We start from the raw sequence: 21,711 nt of genomic DNA, 5'->3' as shown, positions 1-21,711 counted from the left end.
TGGTCGTCATTCCCGCGCAGGCGGGAATCTTAAAGCCCATTGCATTACGATTCCCAATCAAGTTGGGAATGACGTTACGGTATGTAGATGTCATCCACTCCAATGTTTTTATCAAAAACTAACCTCTCAAGATAACGATCCTTCATGGTCACGCCTTTTTATCCTAAACCATCAACCTTTTGCCCTAAACCTTACTTTACCTCACTTGTAGAAAAACTATTTCCACTTAATTTATATTGGTAGGTCTTGGTAATCGTTTTAGTACTATCTGCATTGTCTTTTGCCGGAAAAGAACGGAACAGGTCGCCGTTTTTAATAAAAAAATTATCGTTACCGTTATAACCTTTCTTTTGACTGGTACTTAAAGAAGGGAAACTGATTTTATTGAAATCGCCACGCGTGTATTCAAAAACATTTAAATCCGAAACTGTTTTTTTGCTTAAGAGCTGAATATACAATTCAGGATTTCCATCATTGTCTAAATCCATATTCCAGGCATCAATCACAATACCTTTACGATCTACGGCGGCCGACCTGTAATTATTACGCACAGAATCAGACATAAGAATCTGATACCCCCCAATAGAGTCAACCCCTTTTCCCCAGCTTACAATTTCGAAATTTAATCCGGGCCTCACTTCTATATCTTTATAAAAACGGAAGGGGTTTTTCTGCACTTTTTCAGTTTCTGTCTTAATTTCTTTAGGTTTTTCTTCTGTGCATGCAAAACAAAACAGCATCCCTGTTATTAACAAGAGATGCTGTAATGTATATTTCTGTAATTTCATTCTATTTAGGACGTTTTGGTTGCCCCAAATTAAGTATTTTAGCCTTTTAAAGCAACATTTTATTTCTTTGCTTCTGTTTTAACTTCGGGTGCTCCGTTATTTAAAACCGTTTCTGTGGTTACACTTCTTCTGCCACTTGGTGCAATAACAATGGTTTTTAATACTCTTTTTTCGCCTTGTGGTACTGTAATTTTAATTGGCGCAGTGTACAAGAATGCATTTTCTGATGGACGAGATAAATCAATCGAATAATAAATTTTAGCTCCGGTTACAGGTGCTTTTAAATCAATTGTAAATTCTCCGCCTGTTAAGGGTTTATCGCTCTGACCAATTGGTGTAGGTACCCAGAAATTAACATTCATTTTATCTAAACGGGCCAAATGAGCTGGTAAACGTTCTTCAGAAAAATTCTTTAAATCTTTACGCTCAACCGGCGACCACGCAATTTCAGATAAAGCCAATAAACGTGGGAAAGCGTGATTTTCTGCTTTTGCTGTGGTTTTAATATACTCAGACCACATATTAGCCTGTACACCTTTAATGTATTTTCTTTCGTCGGCAGTTAACACTTTCGGAATCGGATCGTAAGCATAAATCTTTTGGTAAGGGGCAAATCCGCCAATGGTTACCGGCTCATCAGGAGAGTTAGATTGTTTGTGGTCGATATATAAACCCATCGATCCTGGGGTCATAATTACATCGTGTTTTTGCTGTGCAGCTGCAATTCCGCCATCTTCGCCTCTCCAGCTCATTACTGTCGCATTAGGCGCCAAACCACCTTCTAAAATCTCATCCCAACCAATAATCGAACGTCCTTTTCCGTTTACATGTTTTTCTATAGTCTGAATAAAATAGCTCTGTAATTCATGCTCATCTTTAAGACCTTTCTCTTTCATTAGGTTCTGGCAGAAAGTAGATTCTTTCCAATAGGTTTTAGGTGCTTCATCACCACCAATATGGATGTATTTAGAAGGGAAAATAGCAATCACTTCATCTAACACATTCTCTAAAAAAGTAAAAGTATTGGCTGATGGCACAAAAATATCATCAAAAACGCCCCAGGTTTGTTGTACCTGTTTACCTTTCCTGCTACCCGCCCATGGTGTTTTATCGCTGATAAAAGTATCACGGTCAGGAAAACAGCTTAATTCAGGATAAGCAGCAATTGCAGCAGAAGCATGTCCAGGCAATTCAATTTCGGGTATTATCGTAATGTATTTAGCAGCTGCATATTTAACAATGTCTTTGGCTTCTTCTTGGGTATAATATCCCTTAACTGGTGTAAGATAATTGCCATTGCCTGGATAATTGCCAATAATTGTCCCATTACGTGAAGAACCGATTTCTACCAGTTTTGGGTATTTTTTAATTTCCAATCTCCAGCCCTGATCGTCGGTTAAATGCCAGTGGAAAGTATTGATTTTGTAATAAGCCAACTGATCGATGTACTTTTTGATAAAAGAAATCGGAAAGAAATGACGGCTTACATCCAACATGGTTCCGCGGTAGGCAAAACGTGGATAATCGTTAATATCAACTGCCGGGATGGTAATTTTATCGGCAACTTTATCTGGCATCATCTGCATAGCAGATTGAACCGCATAAAACAGACCTGCACCTTTTCCTGTTAAAACAATTTGTTTAGGGGTAACTTTAATCGTGTAACCTTCAGCAGGCAATTGATCTGCTCCAACAGACGTTAAAACAATTGCTTTTTGGTTAGGTTGGGTAATTTTAGTTTCACGTAAGGCAAAACCTGCCTTGGTAACAATAAAAGCATTTAATAAATCAGCCATCTTTGCGCCGTCGATGCTTTGATTTACTAAAACCGTGGTTTTATCTAAAATGAAATTTCCGTTCGCCCTGGTAATGGCTACAGGTGCAGGTATGATACCCAGGTTAGGATCACTCTGCGCAAATGCACTCGTGCTGATTAATACTCCAATAAAAATCGATAATGCTTTGTTCATGTTGTGTTTAGGTTTTTATAGATTTATTTGATTATTTGAACCAAGATAGAGATAATGGCCAGATTCCGAATCCCACATTTTTGTTACAATCGAGATCAACCGTTTGACTGCACCGCATAACGCAGATAAATCTAAATATAAAAGGTCGTCATTTCGAACGGAGTGCAACGCAGTCGAGAACCCGAAGCTCAGCGAAGCTAAATCTACATTTTATAGCTTCTACACAGCAGATTTCTCCATTTCACTGCGTTTCAGTCGAAATGACGACTACTTTTATGAAAATCAAGTACAGAAGCGTTTAGGTTACGATAGTCCCGCCATCCGTTATAGTCCCGATGAAGAATCGGGAGCTGCCACTACTGTCGGGTTTAAATGGCACAGCCATTTATACTATTTGAGGCTGCAAAGCGTAGAAGAATTATTCTAGGCAGCATGCTATTCAACTTTAAATAGTAGCAGAAGCCCAAGTATTTAAACCTGATTGAAGCGGAAAGCCCACAGCGCAGCGAGGACTTTTAGCGCAAAGCAGGACTAACAATAAAAGAACCACTGCAATTGCTTTCAAAAAAAAAGAGAAATTGTAAGCCTAGTGAAACAAGATCAGCGTTGATAGATCTCTCCATTCCACTACGTTTCAGTCGAGAAGACGACTTAAAAAAAAAGAGAAACCGTTGCTGATTTCTCTTTTTAAAATTGCATTAAAATATTTTACGCTTCTACAGGATGCTCTTTAGCAGCCAAGTACCTTTCGGCATCGAGCGCGGCCATACATCCAGAACCTGCAGCAGTTACCGCCTGTCTGTAATACATATCCTGCACATCGCCACAGGCAAAAACACCTTCAATATTGGTTAAAGTAGAACCTGGTTTGGTAGCTAAATAACCCGTTTCATCCATATCCAACTGACCTTTAAAAATATCGGTATTTGGTTTATGACCAATAGCTACGAAGAAACCTTCTACAGCGATATCAGATTCGACACCGGTTTTATTATTTAAAACTTTAACCGCAGTTACATTTTTACCGTTACCTAAAATCTCCTGGGTTTCGGTATTGTAATGCACCACAATATTCGGTGTAGCTAACACGCGGCTCACCATTGCTTTAGAAGCTCTGAATTCGTCTTTGCGAACCAATAAATGCACGGTTTTACACAATTTGGCTAAATAAGTTGCTTCTTCCGCTGCAGTGTCTCCAGCACCAACTATGGCTACATCTTGTCCTTTAAAAAAGAAACCATCGCACACGGCACAGGCCGAAACTCCAAAACCATTGTATTGTTGCTCACTTGGTAAACCCAGCCATTTTGCTGTAGCGCCTGTAGCAATAATTACGGTATCTGCTGTAATGGTTTTAATTTCATCAACCACTACTTTATGTGGCGTTGAAGAGAAATCTACCGAACTTACATAACCAAAACGGATATCGGTACCAAAACGCTCTGCCTGTTTGCGGAAATCTTCCATCATTTCTGGCCCCATGATTCCTTGCGGGTAACCTGGAAAATTTTCTACATCTGTAGTTTGCGTAAGCTGCCCACCGGCTTGCATACCGGTATACATAATTGGTTTTAAATCAGCTCTGGCAGCATAAATTGCAGCAGTATAACCTGCAGGACCTGAACCTATAATTAAACACTGAACGTGTTCGTTTTCTTGTGACATTATATTGTGTGTTTGAAATTCATTAATCGTAGCGCAAATTTAATGCTTTAAATATTTGTTGGCAAGTGCACATTGTCAACATAGTTTACTTATTAACATCATAAGCCAAGCGGAAAGCGCATGGCTTTTGGTGTTTAAAGCTATTCGTGCTGTCAGATGTTTCCATCTGGCACTGACTCCATATATGCGTGATGATTTTTACCAGTCAGATGGTAACATCTGACTGCACAATAAATTCAGGTATACTTTAAAGTAAGATGGTAACATCTTACAGTACAAAAAATCACTACCCTTTATTCTCTCTGATCAACCGAATTACATTACCTCCCAAAATTTTCTTGATATCGTTTTCCGAATATCCATTTTTAATCAGCTCATCGGTAATTTTAGGATAATCTGCTACACTGTTCATTCCTAAAGGAAAAGATTCGGCGCCATCAAAATCCGCTCCCAATCCAACATGGTCTATACCGATTAATTTCACAACATGACTAATATGTTTAACTAAAAGTGCAATTGGTGGTCGTGTGGCATCGGCATCAGCCTGATGGTTGAAAATCAAGGTATCAATGGCATTGCTTCTACCATATTTAGCGCTCAATGTTTTAAGCTCGTTATCATATTTTGCAAAGAATTCTTTTTGTTTGGTATTGAAGGTAGCATCTAAAAAGCCACTATAGAAATTAATGCAAACTACACCACCATTTTTACCAACAGCTTTAATCTGATCATCTTTTAAATTTCGCGGAACGGGATTTAAAGCATAAGCACAGCTGTGGGAAACAATTACGGGTTTAGCAGATGCAGCAATGGCATCATAAAAGGTTTTTTCACCCACGTGTGATAAATCGACCATTACCCCGAGTTTATTCAATCGTTTTACAACCTGTTTTCCAAAATCACTTAAACCCGCATTTTCGGGTTTCACTTTACCCGAAGTTTCTTCGGCTGCCGAACTCGACCATGAGGTGCTGTTGTTCCAGGTTAAGGTGAGGTAAGCCATTCCGCGCTTTGCAAGGCTATCGATATAATCTAAACGGTTTTCGATCATATGTCCACCTTCTACCCCTATCATCGCAGCCAATTTTTGTTGTTTAACCGCTTGTTCGAGATCTTTAGCGCTTGTTACCAGTTTAATTTTATCGGGATATCGTTTAATTAAACTATAAAGTGAATCTATTTCCTGGTTAGCTACAGCATACCCACCTTTTTCATCACACCAGATAGAAAAAAACTGAACATCTAAGCCACCTTGTTTGGCCCTCACTAAATCGAAATTCCCTTTAGGCTGAAGTTTCCCAATATCGATGCCCGATTTGATCTGATTGAACAGTATATCTCCATGGGTATCGATTACAATCGCATTTTGATGAATTTTATCTGAATTTTGGGCAAAAAGATTGATCTGCAATAGTGTAAGGACAAGAAAAAGATAAAGATTTTTCATGCGCTAAATATAATATTAATTGTTTTTACCAGTGCAGACACTCGAGTTCCCATCTATTTTTTTCACCACTAATAAACAAAGGCAATTTATGTTCAAAACCTAGATATGCTTAGATGTAAAACAAGTCCATCGGTTGTCAGATGGTAACATCTGACAGCACATTATAACTAAGTCTGTATCACACCTACATTAAACTTCTTCGTAATCGGCGATTGGTTGGCGGCCTCAATTCCCATCGAAATAACTTTTCTGGTTTCTAACGGGTCGATAATACCATCTACCCAAAGGCGCGATGCGGCATAATAAGGTGTGGTTTGGCTATCGTATCTATCGGTGATTTCTTTTAACAATTCCGCTTCTTTTTCTGGTGTGATTACTTCGCCTTTCGCTTTTAAAGAGGCTTCCTGAATCTGAAGTAAAGTTTTTGCAGCCTGCGAACCGCCCATTACCGCAATTTTAGCCGTTGGCCAGGCATAAATCAATCTAGGGTCGTAAGCCTTACCGCACATGGCATAGTTGCCTGCGCCATAAGAATTACCCAATACTATTGTAAATTTTGGCACCACAGAATTGGCAACAGCATTAACCATTTTAGCCCCATCTTTAATAATACCACCATGTTCTGATCGGCTGCCGACCATAAAGCCAGTAACATCTTGCAAAAACACCAATGGGATTTTCTTCTGGTTACAGTTCATAATAAAACGGGTAGCTTTATCGGCACTATCAGAATAAATCACACCGCCAAACTGCATCTCTCCTTTTTTCGACTTCACCACTTTACGCTGATTGGCCACAATGCCCACCGCCCAGCCATCAATACGGCCTAAACCACAAACAATGCTTTGTCCGTAGCCTTTTTTGTATTCTTCAAATTCGGATTGATCAACCAAACGGTTAATGATATCCATTATTTCGTAAGGTTTATCTCTGTTTTCGGGTAAAACACCATACAGTTCTTCTTCATTTTCTTTTGGTTTTGCTGGTTTAATCCGATCAAAACCTGCGTTTTGAGGCGCGCCCAACATACTCATGATGTTCCTTATGCTATCTAAGCAGGCCTGATCATTAGGATGTTTATAATCGGTAACACCCGATATTTCGCAATGAGTTGTGGCTCCACCCAAAGTTTCATTGTCAACCTCTTCGCCTATGGCCGATTTTACCAGGTAAGAACCCGCTAAAAAAACCGATCCGGTTTTATCAACAATCATCGCTTCATCGCTCATAATGGGCAAATAGGCACCACCGGCAACACAAGCACCCATGATGGCCGAAATCTGTACTATACCTTCCGACGACATGATGGCATTGTTACGAAACATCCTTCCAAAATGTTCCTTATCAGGAAAAATCTCATCTTGCATCGGGAGATATACACCAGCACTATCAACCAGGTATATCACTGGCAGGCGGTTCTCCATGGCAATTTCCTGTGCACGGAGGTTCTTTTTTGCAGTCATGGGAAACCAGGCACCAGCTTTTACAGTGGCATCGTTGGCCACAATCATACATTGCCTTCCGCTTACATAGCCAATACCGCACACTACTCCTGCCGAAGGACAGCCACCTTGCGCTGCATACATACCATCAGCCGTAAAAGCACCAACTTCTAAGAAGCTGGTATCATTATCAATTAAATAGGCAATACGTTCGCGGGCCAATAACTTTCCCTTTTCTTTTTGTTTGGCCGCATTTTTTTCGCCACCACCTAAATATATTTTTTTGAGTCTGGTTTTCAGTTCGTATACCAACTGTTTATTTACATCCTCATTTTTATTGAATTCGATATTCATGGTGGCAATTTAAATTTAATTTTAGAAAAACAATATTGACCAAAACGGTTTCTGGTACAAGGCGATTTTTAACCACAGAGAAAACAAGAGAAATCACTGAGGGCACAGAGATCTGAACGCTTTATTTAAGGTTAGATTACCTACAATTTGAGTGATAACTAAAGTATTTTCTCAGTTTACCTCTGTGTAAAAACGCTGTTCCCTCTGTGGTTAATTATCCGTTTAAAATGATATTTTTGGATAAATCCGAAAAATGGAACTAACCATCAATATTCCTGCGCTATTGTTTCCTGCCATCAGCTTAATTATGCTGGCTTATACCAACCGTTTTCTGGCTTTGGCAAGTTTAGTGAGAAGTTTAAAATCGAAATATGAGGATGGCGATAAAAATGCAGCGTTGCATAAACAGATCGAAAACCTGCGTTACCGCTTAAAGTTGATCAAAAACATGCAGGCTTTTGGTGTACTTAGCTTTGCCAGCTGCCTTTTTTGTATGTTTTTTATTTATTTGGAGTGGAATACCGTTGCTGAAATTCTTTTTGCCCTGAGCTTGATATTTTTCATGATATCGTTAATCATTTCGTTAATAGAAATCCAGATCAGTACAAAAGCACTGGAGCTGGAATTGAGCAGTTTAGAAGAACTCGATAATCCATCAATTGTAAGTAGGTTTAAAAAGAAATTTGATAAAGATTGATATGCAACTACCTGTTAATACGCCAGAAGAATATTTAAACAGCCTCCCTGAAGAAAGGAAAGCGCCAGTTTCGAAATTGAGAGATACTATTTTAGAGAACCTGCCAGCTGGTTTCGAAGAACAGATTACCTATGGTATGCTGGGATATGTTATTCCACTCAGGCTTTATCCTGCAGGTTACCACTGTACACCAGAACAGGCTTTACCTTTTATCAACATTGGTTCGCAAAAGAATTTTATTGTTATGCACCACTTGGGTTTATACGCATTTACTGATTTACTGGAATGGTTTCAGGCAGAATATCCTAAACACAGCAAATACAAATTGGATATGGGTAAAGGTTGCGTCCGTTTTAAAAAACCTGATGATATTCCATACGCATTAATTGCCGGACTCATCAGAAAGGTTACACCTGCAGAATGGATTGAACAATATGAAAAAGTATATAAACGTAAAGGCTAATTTTGATAAACTACGCCATCAATCTTCAGCTTTTTAAACTTTTCTGCCCAGCCTTTACCTTTTATGTATTTTACCTGCGATGGGTATCCTTTTAGATTTGGATGATAAATCGGATCAAATGAAAAAGTCATTTCGGTATCCGATTTTTGAATAACAGTTACTTCGTTATCATTTTCATCCTTTTCTCCAGTTGTAAAAAATTTATCGCCCATTTTTGCATTGAAATCAGCTCTGGTATAAGTTTTCAAAGGACTATCGGGATAGCCCTCAATCAATTTATTCTGCTCGTCGATCCTTAAGTAAACTGTACTCACTGCATCGCCACCTACCAATGAATAAAACTTGTAAAAAAGCTTTTTATTAATGCGGACAGTATCCTTGATTTCGGTATAAGATTGAGCGTTCATGTACCATAAATTGCCAATCTGCATCGGCAAAAACGAATCGGCAGCCAAATTTTGATCTTTATTCATTTGGCAGGATAGGATAAACAGACTAATTAAAATAAAACTTAAAGATTTCCAGTTTACGATCATGAGGCATTTGTTTTTCTTATTTAACGTTAAAGATAAACAATGCGCTGCATTGTAAGCTATTAATTCACAAAATGATACAAGAAAACAACCTCACCACTAAAGGCAGGTTTCTTTTGATCTTCAATTTCCATTTCGATAGCCATATTTACTTTGGTTACGCCTCGGAGATTAATAATAGAAGCCAGTTTTGCTTTTAGCCGTACTTTGCTGTTAACGGTAACTGCCTGCGCAAATCTTAAACTTTCGATACCATAATTGATCTCCATTTTTAATTTTTGGATATCAACAATTTCTTTCCATAGGTAAGGGATTAATGAAAGCGTTAAATAGCCATGCGCTATGGTTGCCTTAAAAGGGCCTTCATTTTGGGCTCTTTCTTCATCGACATGAATCCATTGATGGTCTAATGTGGCATCGGCAAATTTATTAATCTGTTCTTGCGTAATGGTATGCCATGAAGAAACGCCTAATTCCTTGCCAAGGTATTGTTCAAATTCTGCGTGGGAGGTAATGATTTGCATTTTGGTAATTTTAGTTCCTTTAATCAGGTATTTTATAATATTGTTATATTTTCAGTATGGTTACGAATGTTATGGCTCATGGTTTATGGTTTATAGCCTACCAGTATAAGCGTCGCTACTATTAACTATTAGCCATTGACCATAATCCGAAGTACTTCGCTATAATTAACTCAGATTTCTTTCTCTAAACCAAACCTCGTCTGGAATGGCAGAAAAATTATCCATTTTATCGATTAAAGTTTCGGCATTTGCTTCATTAAAAACTAAATCGCGATTGGCCGGTTTCAAAAATTTACTTTGCACCATCATATCCATTTGAGCAAATAAAGGATCGTAAAAACCATTTACATTTAATACGCCGATTGGTTTTGTGTGCAGGCCGAGCTGCAACCAGGTTAACACTTCAAAAAACTCTTCAAGGGTGCCGAAACCACCTGGCAAAATAACAAAACCATCACTTAAATCGGCCATTTTCTGTTTTCTTTGGTGCATATTTTCCGTTACAATCATTTCGGTTACCCCTTTATGACCAACTTCTTTATCCATTAAAAACTGTGGAATTACCCCTGTAACTAAACCGCCTAACTCGAGTATATCATTGGCTAATACACCCATCACGCCTACACTTCCTCCACCGTAAACCAATCTGATCTGCTGTTTTACAAGTGTTTCTGCCAATTGCTTTATTGCGTTACGCAGCGCTACATCGCCATTAAAGTTTGAGCCACAATACACACAAACTGATTTAAGCTTATTCATTTAGTTAAAATTTACCGAAGTTAATATTTTATCGGCTTTCTGTAAATTTTAATTCTGCACAAAGCTGTTACAGGACTTATTTTAATTAAACCTCGCAGGTTTTAAAAACCTGCGAGGTTTAATCGTATAATTTTCTTTCAAGAACCACCGACTTTGTTAAATAAACCTGATAAAACGGAAAGCCCGGAGCGAAGCATGAGCGAGGACTTGGAGGGATAGCAGGACTGACGCTAAACTGGAATTCTGTCTTGGCTTTTCTAAATAATATTGACCACTTGAGGACACTTAAGTATTTTAGTACAAAAAAGGAGCGGCATTACACCACTCCTTCTAACCAAATATAAGAGAGAAAAGATTAATTTAGAGATTAGAAAGCATAACGGATTGTTGCACCATAAGTTCTTGGATCGCCAAGTACGCCTGCATATAAGCCTGAGTTACCAGCCGCAGCCTGCAATTGTTCATAATAGTTTTTGTTTGCGATATTTCTGCTCCAAACAAACAAAGAGAACTTATCTGATTTAAATCCTAACCTTGCATTAAATAAAGCATAACCTTTAACATTTAAAATGCTTGAAGGTGTAGGGTTTGACGAATATTCTGAACGGTAACTCGCATCGCCGGCGATAAAATATCTACCAGCCCTGGTTGCTAAATTACCGGGGGTACTAAATTCAGAACCTCCAGAAATGTTCCATTTAGAAATACCTGGCAATCTGCCTCCCGAAGCATCTTTGAATGCAACTTGGGTAGCTACACCGTTTACCAATTCGGTATGGCCGGTTTCTTCTAAAGGAAGTGGTGCATTAGTGAATTTCACATATTTACCATCAAGGTAAGCTACCGCAGCATTTAAAGTTAAGAATCTTTCCAGTTGATAAGTTCCATCAATTTCTAAACCTTTTACTTTAACTTTCTCTGCGTTTGCAAGATACCCCCTATTTACCCCCAGCTGTGGAGATTGAACATTGGTTTGGTAATCTTTAATATCGGTATTAAAAGCGGTAATATTTAATATGGCACCTTTAACCGGTTTTGTTTTTAAACCTAATTCGTAATGTTGAACATATTCTGGCTTTACAACAGCTACTGACAAGTCTGCTTGTCCGGTTGAGGTAGTTGGCAAGCCACCTACGTTAACACCAACAGGTTTATAAGCAGTAGAGAAAGTTCCATAAACGTTTAACTTCGTGTTAGGGCGGTATGAAACCGTTAAGTTACCCGATAGGTTATTGTTATCTACTTTGGTAGTGAACTGCTGATTACTATACACAGCGGCTTTTAGTGCAAGTAAAGCAGCGTCTGTAGTCTGCAATCCGCCATAAGTTACCCTGTCGTAATCCACATCTTTTTTATCGTAGGTGTATCTTAAACCAGGTAATACGTGAAAATGCGCTAAAAATTCCCAGTCAACCTGAGCAAAAATAGCTGCACTTAAGGATTTGATGGTCGAATTGGTTTTAATCCCAAAGCCATCTAATAAACCAGGGGTTGAATATAATGCCTGACTACCCGTATTGCTTGTTTGCACAAATCTCCATTGATCTTTACCTACTTCTTCTGTTTGGGCCAAACCTTTTAAGTTCTGAGCAAGGGCAAACACCCCAATTACACCACTTAATTTATCGGTGATATTACCGGCATATCTAATTTCCTGTGAATATTGATCATGACGGGAGTTACCTTGAGATTTGGTCAATGCAGACAGTTCAGAGAAATCCCTGTCGTTTGTAGGATCCCAGTTCCAGAATCTCCATGCTGTGGTAGATGTTAATGTTCCGCCACCAATTTTATAATCTACATTTAAGGATATACCACCGATTGACTGATTATGTCTCCAAGGGGTATTGGTATTTATTTCTCTTGAAAAAGGATCAATTTTAGGTTGCTGATAGCCTAGATCGGAAACAATTTTAGCGTATTGGCGATAAGCGCTTCTTTCTGTTGTGGTAACACCAGCAATTACCAAAGGATAACCTGCAGGGTGCTGAACACTTACATCGCTACTTAATAGTATCTGTAACCTATCTGAAGGGGTAAAATACAACTGGCTTTTAAAACCAAGGTTGTTTTGTCCGCTATATTTACGTTCTTCTCTGGTATTCCATATTGTACCATCGCGTTGGGTACCCGAGATTGATATTTTTGCAGCAAGATTTTTTGCCACTCCTCCCGAAACTGACGTTTTTGCCTGGATAAAGTTATAGTTTCCGACGCTTAGTTCCACTTTGGCACTTGGTGTTTGGGTTGGTTTTGTAGTGGTGATGTTAAATGCACCTGCGGTAGTATTTTTCCCAAATAACGTACCTTGAGGACCACGGATTACTTCTATTTGTTCGATATCCAGGAAATCGGTTGAGGTGGCAGCCGGACGCGCATGGTAAACACCATCTACGTAAAAACCTACACCTGGGTCGATACCATCGTTAGTTAAACCGAATGTTGAACCCAGACCTCTAATATTAAGTGTTGTATTTCTTGCATTCGATGCATATAATTGTACAGATGGCACTAACTCTTTTAAACGGTTAACGTTAAAAGCACCAGCATTTTCTGCTGCCTGGCCACCTATTACAGTAATTGGGATAGGCACGTCCTGTAAAACCTCCGAACGTCTTCTCGACGTTACAACGATCTCATCTAATAATGCATTTTCTACCAGAACCAATTCTATTGGTGTTTCCTGAAGTTTTAAAATCTGAAAATCCTGAGGTTTATAGCCAACTGAGCTCACTTGAAGGTAAAATGGAGTCTCTTGTTTTACATTTATGCTGAAAACACCATTATCATCTGCCACTACGGCTTGGTTTGTTCCTCTTACCTTTACAGTAGCGTGTGATATTGTACTGCCATTTGTTGTTTTAATTACGCCGGTTACTGGGCTTTGGGCAAAGGCAAAACTTGCCGAAAGTAAAAATGAAAAGAGAATTAGTAAACTTTTGTTCATGATTAGTTATATAGTTTGTTTAAATGTTGTTGATTAATGACTCGTTCGAAAGTATGCGATTACTGTTTTAGAATGGCTACAACAACAATACGAGCGTGTTTTTTGATTTGTTTTCATAATTATCATATAAATCCTATAGATTTAGTCGACAAATATATTAAAAAATTTTAGCTGCCAAATTTTATTTTGTGATTTTTCTATTTTTTAGTCCCGCCTGGATTTTAAAAGCCTATAGATCCGGTTCCAAATCGTGAGTTTCGCGTTAAGGATTGTAAGGGTTTAGTACCGATTTAAGCATCCGTTTTTGTTCATTTTTGATATGCTTGCTTGTTTCACAGGTTTAATCGGTACCGGAGCGAAGCGTAGCCCTGAAAAGCCTGACCCTTTCTCGTTTTCCCGGGATTGGGTAACGTCCAAATTAGTTAGCAGCTTTTTAATTTTAATTCCATTTTAAATCTTGTAGATTATAAAAACCTGCTAGGTCCGACTTCAAAATTAAAAACGGGGCTATCGTAAACGATGCCCCGCTCTAATTACCCCTAAATCCCCTAAAGGGGACTTTATGTTAACTTCTTTTCTTAAACTTTGAATACTTGGAAAATTCTCCTAATTTAAGATTACTAAAAGCCTAAACCTTCAACCCTCTACCCTACACCTTATCTGGTATAATTTGGTGCTTCTTTAGTAATCGTAATATCGTGTGGATGGCTTTCGCGCATACCTGCTGCAGTAATCTGCACAAATTGTGCTTCTTGTAACGCCTCGATACTTGCTGCTCCGCAATAACCCATACTTGCACGTAAACCGCCAATATACTGATACATTACTTCTGCTAAGGTACCCTTAAATGGCACACGGCCTACAATACCTTCTGGAACCAACTTTTTAATATCATCTTCTACATCCTGGAAATAACGGTCTTTAGAACCCTGCTCCATTGCTTCAATTGAGCCCATTCCACGGTAAGATTTAAATTTACGTCCTTCGTAGATAATGGTTTCGCCTGGCGATTCTTCAACTCCTGCAAATAACGAACCTGCCATTACTGTACTTGCTCCAGAAGCAATTGCTTTGGCAATATCACCTGTATGTTTAATACCACCATCGGCAATAACAGGAACACCTGTGCCTTTTAAAGCTTTGGCACATTCGTAAACCGCATATAATTGAGGAACACCAACGCCAGCAATAATTCTTGTTGTACAGATAGAACCAGGACCAATACCAACTTTAACGGCATCAGCACCAGCATCGGCTAAGAATTTTGCAGCAGCTCCGGTAGCAATATTTCCAACGATAACCTGCAAATCAGGATATTTAGCTTTAACTTCTTTTAACTTATCAACTACTCCTTTTGAGTGACCATGAGCAGTATCAATGGTAATTACATCAACACCGGCATGAACTAAGGCATCAACACGTTGTATAGTATCAGCGGTTACACCAACAGCAGCGCCTACACGTAAACGACCGCGTTCATCTTTACAGGCGGCAGGGTAATTTTTAACCTTCGAAATATCTTTAAAAGTAATTAAACCGCTTAAGTAACCATCTTTGCTCACTACAGGAAGTTTCTCGATTTTATGGTTCTGAAGAATTTCCTCTGCCTGAACCAAAGTAGTACCTTCTGGTGCAATGATTAAATTTTCTTTAGTCATTACCTCAGAAATCGGTCTTTTCATATCCTTTTGGAAACGTAAATCCCTATTTGTAATAATACCCACCAATTTATTGTCGCTGCTTACAACAGGAATACCACCAATTTTATGCTCTTTCATAATCTTGAAAGCATCGGACACAACAGCTGTTTCCAATAAAGTAACCGGATCCTGGATCATACCGCTTTCAGAACGTTTAACCTTACGTACTTCTTCGGCTTGTCTTTCTATGGTCATGTTTTTATGTAACATACCAATACCACCATTTTGCGCAATGGCAATGGCTAGTTCGGCTTCTGTTACAGTATCCATCGCTGCAGAAATCAATGGAACATTAAGTTTAATTTTTTTTGTTAAAAAAGTGGCTGTATTTACTTCACGGGGCAGAATTTCGGAATATGCAGGTACTAGAAGTACGTCGTCATACGTTAAACCTGTGGCAATAAACTTTGTGGAATCGAGTTGCATAGCAAATAAATTAGGATTTATTATTTGCCAGGCAAAGATACGAAAATTGAGGGAATATAAAAGTATAATGATAAAAATGCTTAAATATTGAGCTTGTCTGACAATCGCAATCATCACAAAGCAAAAACTAAGCTTTAATAAGTATATGGTAACAATGACGTAGCTATTTAGCGAAATTATTTGAATAAAATTTTAGTTTTATATAATTTCAACAACCAAATATAATAAGATGATAGATTTTCTTGAAGGCGTAAAGGAATGGCTTGTTGGATTTTTCGGCTTACCAGCACTGTTAAAACTACTGCAAACCAATGACTATAGCCAGTTTATGAGCTGGAATGGCATTAGTGCGCTTATGGGGCCTTTGATTCCCTTTTTATTGGTTTTTGAAATCATCAGGATGGCATTTTACCGCCGTTTTAAAGTGGTTGATTACCGGATTTCTTTCTTTTCACTGGTGATTAATTCTTTTATTGGCCGCATTATTTCCATTGGAATGGTGTCTATCTGTATCGGTTTATTTGGCAAATACGCCATTTTTAAAACAGAGATTACCTGGTACTGGCTGATATACGGGTACGTGATCTGGGAATTCGGGCATTTTATTTATCATTTTTTAGCGCATAAAGTAAGGCTTTTTTGGTGTTTGCACTCCACCCATCACGCACCCGAAACCATGAACTTATCGGTAAATTTTGCACATTTTTTTCTGGAAGCACCTTACGCCGACCTCATTAGAACAACAACATGTATTCTTTTGGGCGTTAGCCCTGCCCTGCTTTTTTTAATCATGTTTATCGATGGTTTTTGGGGATCTTTTATCCACATTGGGGAAAACATTTCTAAAGATGGCCGGTTTGGATTTTTAAATAAAATCATCCTTACTCCTTCTCATCATCGTGTACACCATGCCAAGAATGCATTGTATATGGATACCAATTTCTGCAACCTGCTACCCATCTGGGACCATGTCTTTAAAACCTATCAGGAAGAAGACAAAACAATAAAAATTGAATATGGTATTACCCGGGAAATGAAAAAACACAGCTTTTTAGATGCTTATTTTGGCGAAATCGTTCTCCTGGCCAAAGATGTTTGGCGTGCACCAGGTATTAAAAACAAGTTTCTATACATCTTTATGCCTCCCGGATGGAGCCATACTAAAGACCATAAAACGGCTAAAATAGTGAGATCGGAATATTTGAAAAACTACAAAACTGAAATGGTCAACTCATAAGATGAGTTAACGGAAATTCTTTATAAATTAGCATATGATTACTGAAAACCAATATTTTGATGGCAAGGTTAAATCGTTAGGCTATGAAACCGCTGAAGGAAAATCGACTGTCGGCGTTATAAACCCGGGAGAATATACTTTTGGAACAGCTCAGAAAGAAATTATGCATGTTATAGAGGGTGAACTAACAGCGCTTTTACCAGGTACTACAGATTGGCAAAGCATTAAAGCTGGTAGTAATTTTGAAGTGCCTGCAAACTCATCTTTTAAAGTAAAAACAAGCGTTCAAACGGCATATTTATGCCAGTATAGGTAGTTAATAAAAGAATAACAAACCGAAAAAGTCGTCATTTCGAGGGGTAATTTATTTTGTAAAAATCAATATAAATGACATAAGTATTTAGCGTATTGTAAGCTGCGAGGAATCGTCATTGCGAGAAGGCTTTTTCAGCCGACGAAGCAATCTTACAACGATCGCTACTAGCGTGCGCATTAAGATTGCTTCGTGCCTCGCAATGACGACCTTTCTTTAGGAACCTGTCAATGGTAGCGGAGTGTAACGAAGCCGAGAACCCGAAGATTCTCTGCGAAGCAAAATCTATATGGATAGATCTATCCATTTCGCTACGCTTCAGTCGAATAGCGGGGGATATTTATAATTATTTCTTCCCTATCACCACCTCGGTAAAATGATCGGTTGTTAGGTATTTGTTCGCCAAGGCAAGTAATTCTTCGGCAGTAATGGTTTTAACCTTCTCGATATATTTAGTATAGTAATCGTAGTCCAATCCTGCGAAATAAATGTTCTTGAATTTATCGGCGTGTGAGAATACATTCTCCAAACTGCCCAACATCGAACCCAACATGTAGTTCCGAACCAGATCCAGCTCTTCTTCCCCTACCAGCTCATTTTTCAATAGCGCTATTTCTTTGTAAATCTCAGTTAATGCAGCCGAACAAACATCCGCACCAACTTCAGTAGCAATAAAAAGATAACCGGCCTGTTGTAGCGAAGAAATCCCAGAACCAATACCGTAAGTGTAACCTTTATCTTCACGGATGTTATTCATTAAACGCGAGCCAAAGTATCCACCTAAAACGGTATTTAAAATCTGAAGACCAGAAAAATCTTCATGTTTACGGTTAATGGCCAACTGACCAATTCTGATCGCAGACTGTAAAGCTTCTGGCTTTTCCGTATAAACAAATTGTTTTTTTGTTGGAGTAAAATTGAAACTGTTCTTTACCGCATTACTTTTTTCCCAATCTTGTCCAAAAGTATCGTTCAGCAGGTTAAAGCTAACATCGTCAAACTTACCTGAAACAATAATAGTACAATTATTTGGTGCGTATGCGGCCTTAAAGTAATCAACCAGATCTTCGCGCTTCAATGCATCGTAATGCGCTGCTTTTATGTTTACCCCGTAAGCTGTATCGCCAAATAAAGCCTGTGCAAATTCTTTTCTCGAAAGAACATCGTTTTTCTTCAGGTTTACCTGTAGCTTTTGCTTTTGGTTTTGAATGTAAATATCAAGTTCATGCTGTGGAAACTGGCTTTCTGATAAAATATCCTTCACAATCGGCAGTACCGAGCGTAAATGTTTATTTAAAGTGTATAGTGTAACCGAAGATTGATCCTGGACATATTCTGTTTGAAAAAATGCACCATAAAAATCAATTTGTTCGGCTATTTCTTTCGCCGATAATTTATTTGTTCCATTATTGATCAATGCGCTTACCGCAATGGCCTGTAACGGTTTTTCGAGCTTCCAGTTTACGTTTTCGAAAATAAATTCGATACGTACCAGATCCTGTTCTCCGGAATAGATTGTAAAAACGGGCACACCGTTATCCAATGCTTTTTTTTCTGGATGGATAAAATTTATTGTCGATACCTGCTTAAAATCAGGCGCCTGTTGTCTGTTAAGCATTTTCTTCAGTTAAATAATATAAAGTTGATGATGAATTTGGTTGGAAAGTTTCGTTAGAGATCCGTTTTATATCTTCTGCTTTAACCTTTAAAAATTCTTCAGTTTCCTGGTTTAGTAAAGTGGCATCACCTAAAAGCTCATAATAAGCCAGGTTCATTGCTTTATCCAATAAACTCATTTCAGAAAAAACAAGCACCGATTCTACTTTGTTCTTTACTTTTGTTAATTCAGCATCTGAAACCAGTTCTGCTTTTAATTTATCCAGTTCAGCCCAGATTGCTTTTTCTGCAGTTTCGGTTGTTACTCCTTCTACCAGTTTACCTTCAACTATAAACAAACCCGGATCTAAACTGCTCGAAATGTAGGCATTGATATCACTAAAAAGTTTCTGTTCTTTCAACAAGCTATTATACAAGCGCGAAGACTGCCCACGTGATAAAATATCAGATAATAAATCAAAGGCATAATAATCCTGATTTAAGCGCCCTGGCATTTTAAAAGCCATATAAATCGCATTTAAAGGCACATTTGCCTTCACGGTTTCTTGTCTCGCTTCTGTTTGCGGCTCTTCCTGAACCAAATCACGGTTGTACTTCTCTCCCGCAGGGATCGGTTCGAACCATTTTTCAGCCAGTTTTTTTACATCTTCAGTTTTCACATTTCCACCCACAACCAAAATTGCATTTTGTGGTGTATAGTGTTTTTTGAAAAACGCCTTTACATCGTCCATAGTGGCGTTTTCGATATGCGAAAGCTCTTTTCCGATAGTTGCCCAGCGGTAAGAGTGCTTTTTATAAGCCAGCGGACGCAACTTTAACCAAACATCGCCATAGGGCTGGTTAAGATAACGTTGCTTAAACTCCTCACTCACGACGTTTCTTTGCGTATCTAAACTCTTTTCAGAAAAAGCCAGGCTCAGCATACGATCGCTTTCCAACCAAAATGCCGTTTCTATGTTTTCTGCAGGCAGCGTGATGTAGTAATTGGTAATATCATTGCTCGTAAAAGCGTTGTTTTCACCACCTACCCGTTGCAAAGGCTCATCATAATTTGGAATATTTACCGATCCGCCGAACATTAAATGTTCAAATAAATGCGCAAAACCGGTTTTTTCAGGATCCTCGTCACGGGCACCAACATCATATAAAATATTTAAAACTGCCATTGGCGTTGTCGCATCTTCATGCACCAAAACTTTTAAACCATTGGCAAGTGTAAAACGATTAAAATCTACCATATTAATTTTTAGAACCGTAAAGATATAATAAATGATTTCACTGATGAGGAAGATTTAATAGATTTTGATGTATTAACTGCGTTTGTTATTTTTTTGACAAACCTTAAACCTTAGCCCCTCAACCTTCCCTCCCTTTTCCTTATCTTTGTGGTATGAATACAGCCGATTTACTGCAACGGGCATTACATTTCGATTTTTTAAGCCTTGAAGAAGGAGTACATTTATACCATCATGCCGATACGGCATCGTTGATGTTTGTAGCGAATGAATTAAGGAAAATTCAGGTACCCAGTGGCAAAGTAACCTGGCAGATCGACCGTAATGTAAATACGACCAACGTTTGTATTGCCAATTGTAAATTCTGTAATTTCTTCCGCAGGCCTGGCCATGATGAAAGTTATATTACTGATATCGAAACCTATAAGGTAAAAATTGAAGAAACTTTCCGTTTAGGTGGAGATCAGTTATTATTACAGGGCGGTCACCACCCGGATTTAGGTTTAGCCTTTTATGCGGATCTTTTCAAAAAACTAAAAGAATTATATCCTGATTTAAAATTACATACTTTGGGCCCGCCGGAAATTGCACATGTTGCAAAGCTGGAAGGAATGACGCATACTGAAGTGTTAAAAGCGTTAAAAGAAGCAGGAATGGATTCGCTTCCTGGTGCAGGTGCAGAAATTTTAAATGACCGCGTAAGGCGTTTAATTTCAAAAGGAAAATGTGGTGGACAGGAATGGCTTGATGTAATGCGTGCATGCCATCAATTAGATATTACCACATCAGCAACCATGATGTTTGGACACGTAGAAACCATTGAAGAGCGTTTTGAACATTTGGTATGGATCCGTCAGGTACAGAGCGAAAAACCTGCTGATGCAAACGGATTCTTGGCTTTTATTCCATGGCCTTTCCAGGATGACGGAACTTTATTAAAAAGACTCCGCGGCATCAGCAACAATGTAACTGCTGATGAATATATCCGCATGATTGCCTTGAGCCGCATTATGTTGCCTAATATTAAGAACATTCAAGCCAGTTGGTTAACCGTTGGTAAAGCAACCGCACAGCTTTGTTTACATGCAGGTGCAAATGATTTTGGATCGATTATGATCGAAGAAAATGTAGTATCGGCTGCCGGTGCACCACACCGTTTCACTGCGAATGGTATCCAGCAATCTATTAAGGCTGCCGGTTTCGAACCTCAGTTACGCGGACAGAAATATAACTACAGGGATTTACCTGAGCATTTGGAAGAACAGGTGATCACTTACTAAATAAATATTCAACATGGGACGCTATTTTAATAAAAAAACACTTAGTTGCAATCTAAGGAAAGGTTATGTCATAAATATAGATTTGTCATCCTGTCCAAAGGACTCCTGTGGAGAGCCTGTCGAAGGACCTGTCTAAATACTCTTAAGGTGTTCGTTTCGACAGGCTCAACATGACAGTATTTGAGCTGAAATTGTCTTTATGATATACCATCTTCTTTTTTGTCATTAATAGAAGGATAAATTAGTTTATTGATTATTACCTGGATAAGTAAACCCGATTGCAGCGATATACTTTTTAGCTGTCACCCTGAGCG

Annotated in this window: 17 protein-coding genes; 5 read left to right on the top strand and 12 right to left on the bottom strand. The window is 38.5% G+C overall.

The genetic code is table 11. The features are described from left to right. Nucleotides 1–191 precede the first annotated feature (191 nt). The 5 genes from AW17_RS08735 to AW17_RS08715 form a co-directional block, all read right to left on the bottom strand. Nucleotides 192–788, bottom strand: a complete 597-nt coding sequence (locus AW17_RS08735) for a hypothetical protein (RefSeq protein WP_029275752.1) — start codon at nt 786–788, stop codon at nt 192–194. A gap of 59 nt (nt 789–847) precedes the next feature. Then, on the bottom strand, nt 848–2,758 hold the full coding sequence (locus AW17_RS08730) for a beta-N-acetylhexosaminidase (protein WP_029275751.1): 1,911 nt from the start codon (nt 2,756–2,758) through the stop codon (nt 848–850). 708 nt (nt 2,759–3,466) lie between these two features. After that, nucleotides 3,467–4,423 carry a thioredoxin-disulfide reductase gene (gene trxB / locus AW17_RS08725; RefSeq protein WP_029275750.1) on the bottom strand — a complete coding sequence of 319 codons (957 nt, stop codon included), beginning with the start codon at nt 4,421–4,423 and terminating at the stop codon, nt 3,467–3,469. A gap of 286 nt (nt 4,424–4,709) precedes the next feature. After that, entirely contained in the window at nt 4,710–5,870 is a 1,161-nt protein-coding gene (locus AW17_RS08720) for a dipeptidase (RefSeq protein WP_029275749.1), read from the bottom strand. 167 nt (nt 5,871–6,037) lie between these two features. Then, a complete protein-coding gene (locus AW17_RS08715; RefSeq protein WP_029275748.1) occupies nt 6,038–7,666 on the bottom strand; it encodes an acyl-CoA carboxylase subunit beta in 1,629 nt (542 codons plus the stop codon). Nucleotides 7,667–7,919: 253 nt separating this feature from the next. Between AW17_RS08715 and AW17_RS08710 the strand changes: the two genes are divergently transcribed. Continuing rightward, on the top strand, nt 7,920–8,363 hold the full coding sequence (locus AW17_RS08710) for a DUF2721 domain-containing protein (protein WP_029275747.1): 444 nt from the start codon (nt 7,920–7,922) through the stop codon (nt 8,361–8,363). Between the two features lies 1 nt (nt 8,364). After that, nucleotides 8,365–8,826: an iron chaperone gene (locus AW17_RS08705; RefSeq protein WP_029275746.1), complete on the top strand. Its 462-nt coding sequence runs from the start codon at nt 8,365–8,367 to the stop codon at nt 8,824–8,826. On the opposite strand, the gene AW17_RS08700 is transcribed toward AW17_RS08705, so the two are convergent. The 5 genes from AW17_RS08700 to guaB all read right to left on the bottom strand — a co-directional run bounded on the left by AW17_RS08700 (nt 8,823) and on the right by guaB (nt 15,715). Beyond that, nucleotides 8,823–9,299, bottom strand: coding sequence for a hypothetical protein (locus AW17_RS08700; protein ID WP_157280249.1), 477 nt, complete (start codon nt 9,297–9,299; stop codon nt 8,823–8,825). The two genes, AW17_RS08705 and AW17_RS08700, sit on opposite strands and share 4 nt — an antisense overlap. A gap of 122 nt (nt 9,300–9,421) precedes the next feature. Further along, nucleotides 9,422–9,883, bottom strand: a complete 462-nt coding sequence (locus tag AW17_RS08695; RefSeq protein WP_029275744.1) for a MaoC family dehydratase — start codon at nt 9,881–9,883, stop codon at nt 9,422–9,424. Between the two features lie 165 nt (nt 9,884–10,048). Further along, on the bottom strand, nt 10,049–10,642 hold the full coding sequence (locus tag AW17_RS08690) for an LOG family protein (protein ID WP_029275743.1): 594 nt from the start codon (nt 10,640–10,642) through the stop codon (nt 10,049–10,051). A 367-nt stretch (nt 10,643–11,009) separates the two neighbouring features. Further along, nucleotides 11,010–13,589, bottom strand: coding sequence for a TonB-dependent receptor (locus tag AW17_RS08685; protein WP_029275742.1), 2,580 nt, complete (start codon nt 13,587–13,589; stop codon nt 11,010–11,012). A gap of 656 nt (nt 13,590–14,245) precedes the next feature. Next, entirely contained in the window at nt 14,246–15,715 is a 1,470-nt protein-coding gene (gene guaB / locus AW17_RS08680; RefSeq protein WP_029275741.1) for an IMP dehydrogenase, read from the bottom strand. Nucleotides 15,716–15,944: 229 nt separating this feature from the next. Here guaB and AW17_RS08675 point away from each other — a divergent pair, with 229 nt between their 5' ends. Both AW17_RS08675 and ppnP read left to right on the top strand, forming a co-directional pair. Further along, the gene (locus AW17_RS08675; RefSeq protein WP_029275740.1) at nt 15,945–16,952 is read left to right on the top strand and encodes a sterol desaturase family protein; all 1,008 of its coding nucleotides are present in this window, start codon (nt 15,945–15,947) and stop codon (nt 16,950–16,952) included. A 34-nt stretch (nt 16,953–16,986) separates the two neighbouring features. Beyond that, nucleotides 16,987–17,268 carry a pyrimidine/purine nucleoside phosphorylase gene (gene ppnP / locus AW17_RS08670; RefSeq protein WP_029275739.1) on the top strand — a complete coding sequence of 94 codons (282 nt, stop codon included), beginning with the start codon at nt 16,987–16,989 and terminating at the stop codon, nt 17,266–17,268. 343 nt (nt 17,269–17,611) lie between these two features. Here ppnP and AW17_RS08665 read toward each other — a convergent pair whose 3' ends face one another. Together AW17_RS08665 and AW17_RS08660 are read right to left on the bottom strand one after the other, a co-directional pair. Then, nucleotides 17,612–18,883, bottom strand: a complete 1,272-nt coding sequence (locus AW17_RS08665; RefSeq protein ID WP_029275738.1) for a M16 family metallopeptidase — start codon at nt 18,881–18,883, stop codon at nt 17,612–17,614. Continuing rightward, on the bottom strand, nt 18,876–20,120 hold the full coding sequence (locus AW17_RS08660; RefSeq protein ID WP_029275737.1) for a M16 family metallopeptidase: 1,245 nt from the start codon (nt 20,118–20,120) through the stop codon (nt 18,876–18,878). The genes AW17_RS08665 and AW17_RS08660 overlap by 8 nt, the downstream gene beginning before the upstream one ends. A gap of 152 nt (nt 20,121–20,272) precedes the next feature. Between AW17_RS08660 and AW17_RS08655 the strand changes: the two genes are divergently transcribed. Next, nucleotides 20,273–21,397 carry a CofH family radical SAM protein gene (locus tag AW17_RS08655; RefSeq protein ID WP_029275736.1) on the top strand — a complete coding sequence of 375 codons (1,125 nt, stop codon included), beginning with the start codon at nt 20,273–20,275 and terminating at the stop codon, nt 21,395–21,397. Nucleotides 21,398–21,711: the final 314 nt, after the last annotated feature.

Source organism: Pedobacter borealis DSM 19626 (assembly GCF_000708285.2).
GTDB classification, from domain to species: domain Bacteria; phylum Bacteroidota; class Bacteroidia; order Sphingobacteriales; family Sphingobacteriaceae; genus Pedobacter; species Pedobacter borealis.
The sequence above is the reverse complement of the archived record's forward strand: the minus strand, read 5'-3'. Positions and strand labels throughout refer to the sequence as shown.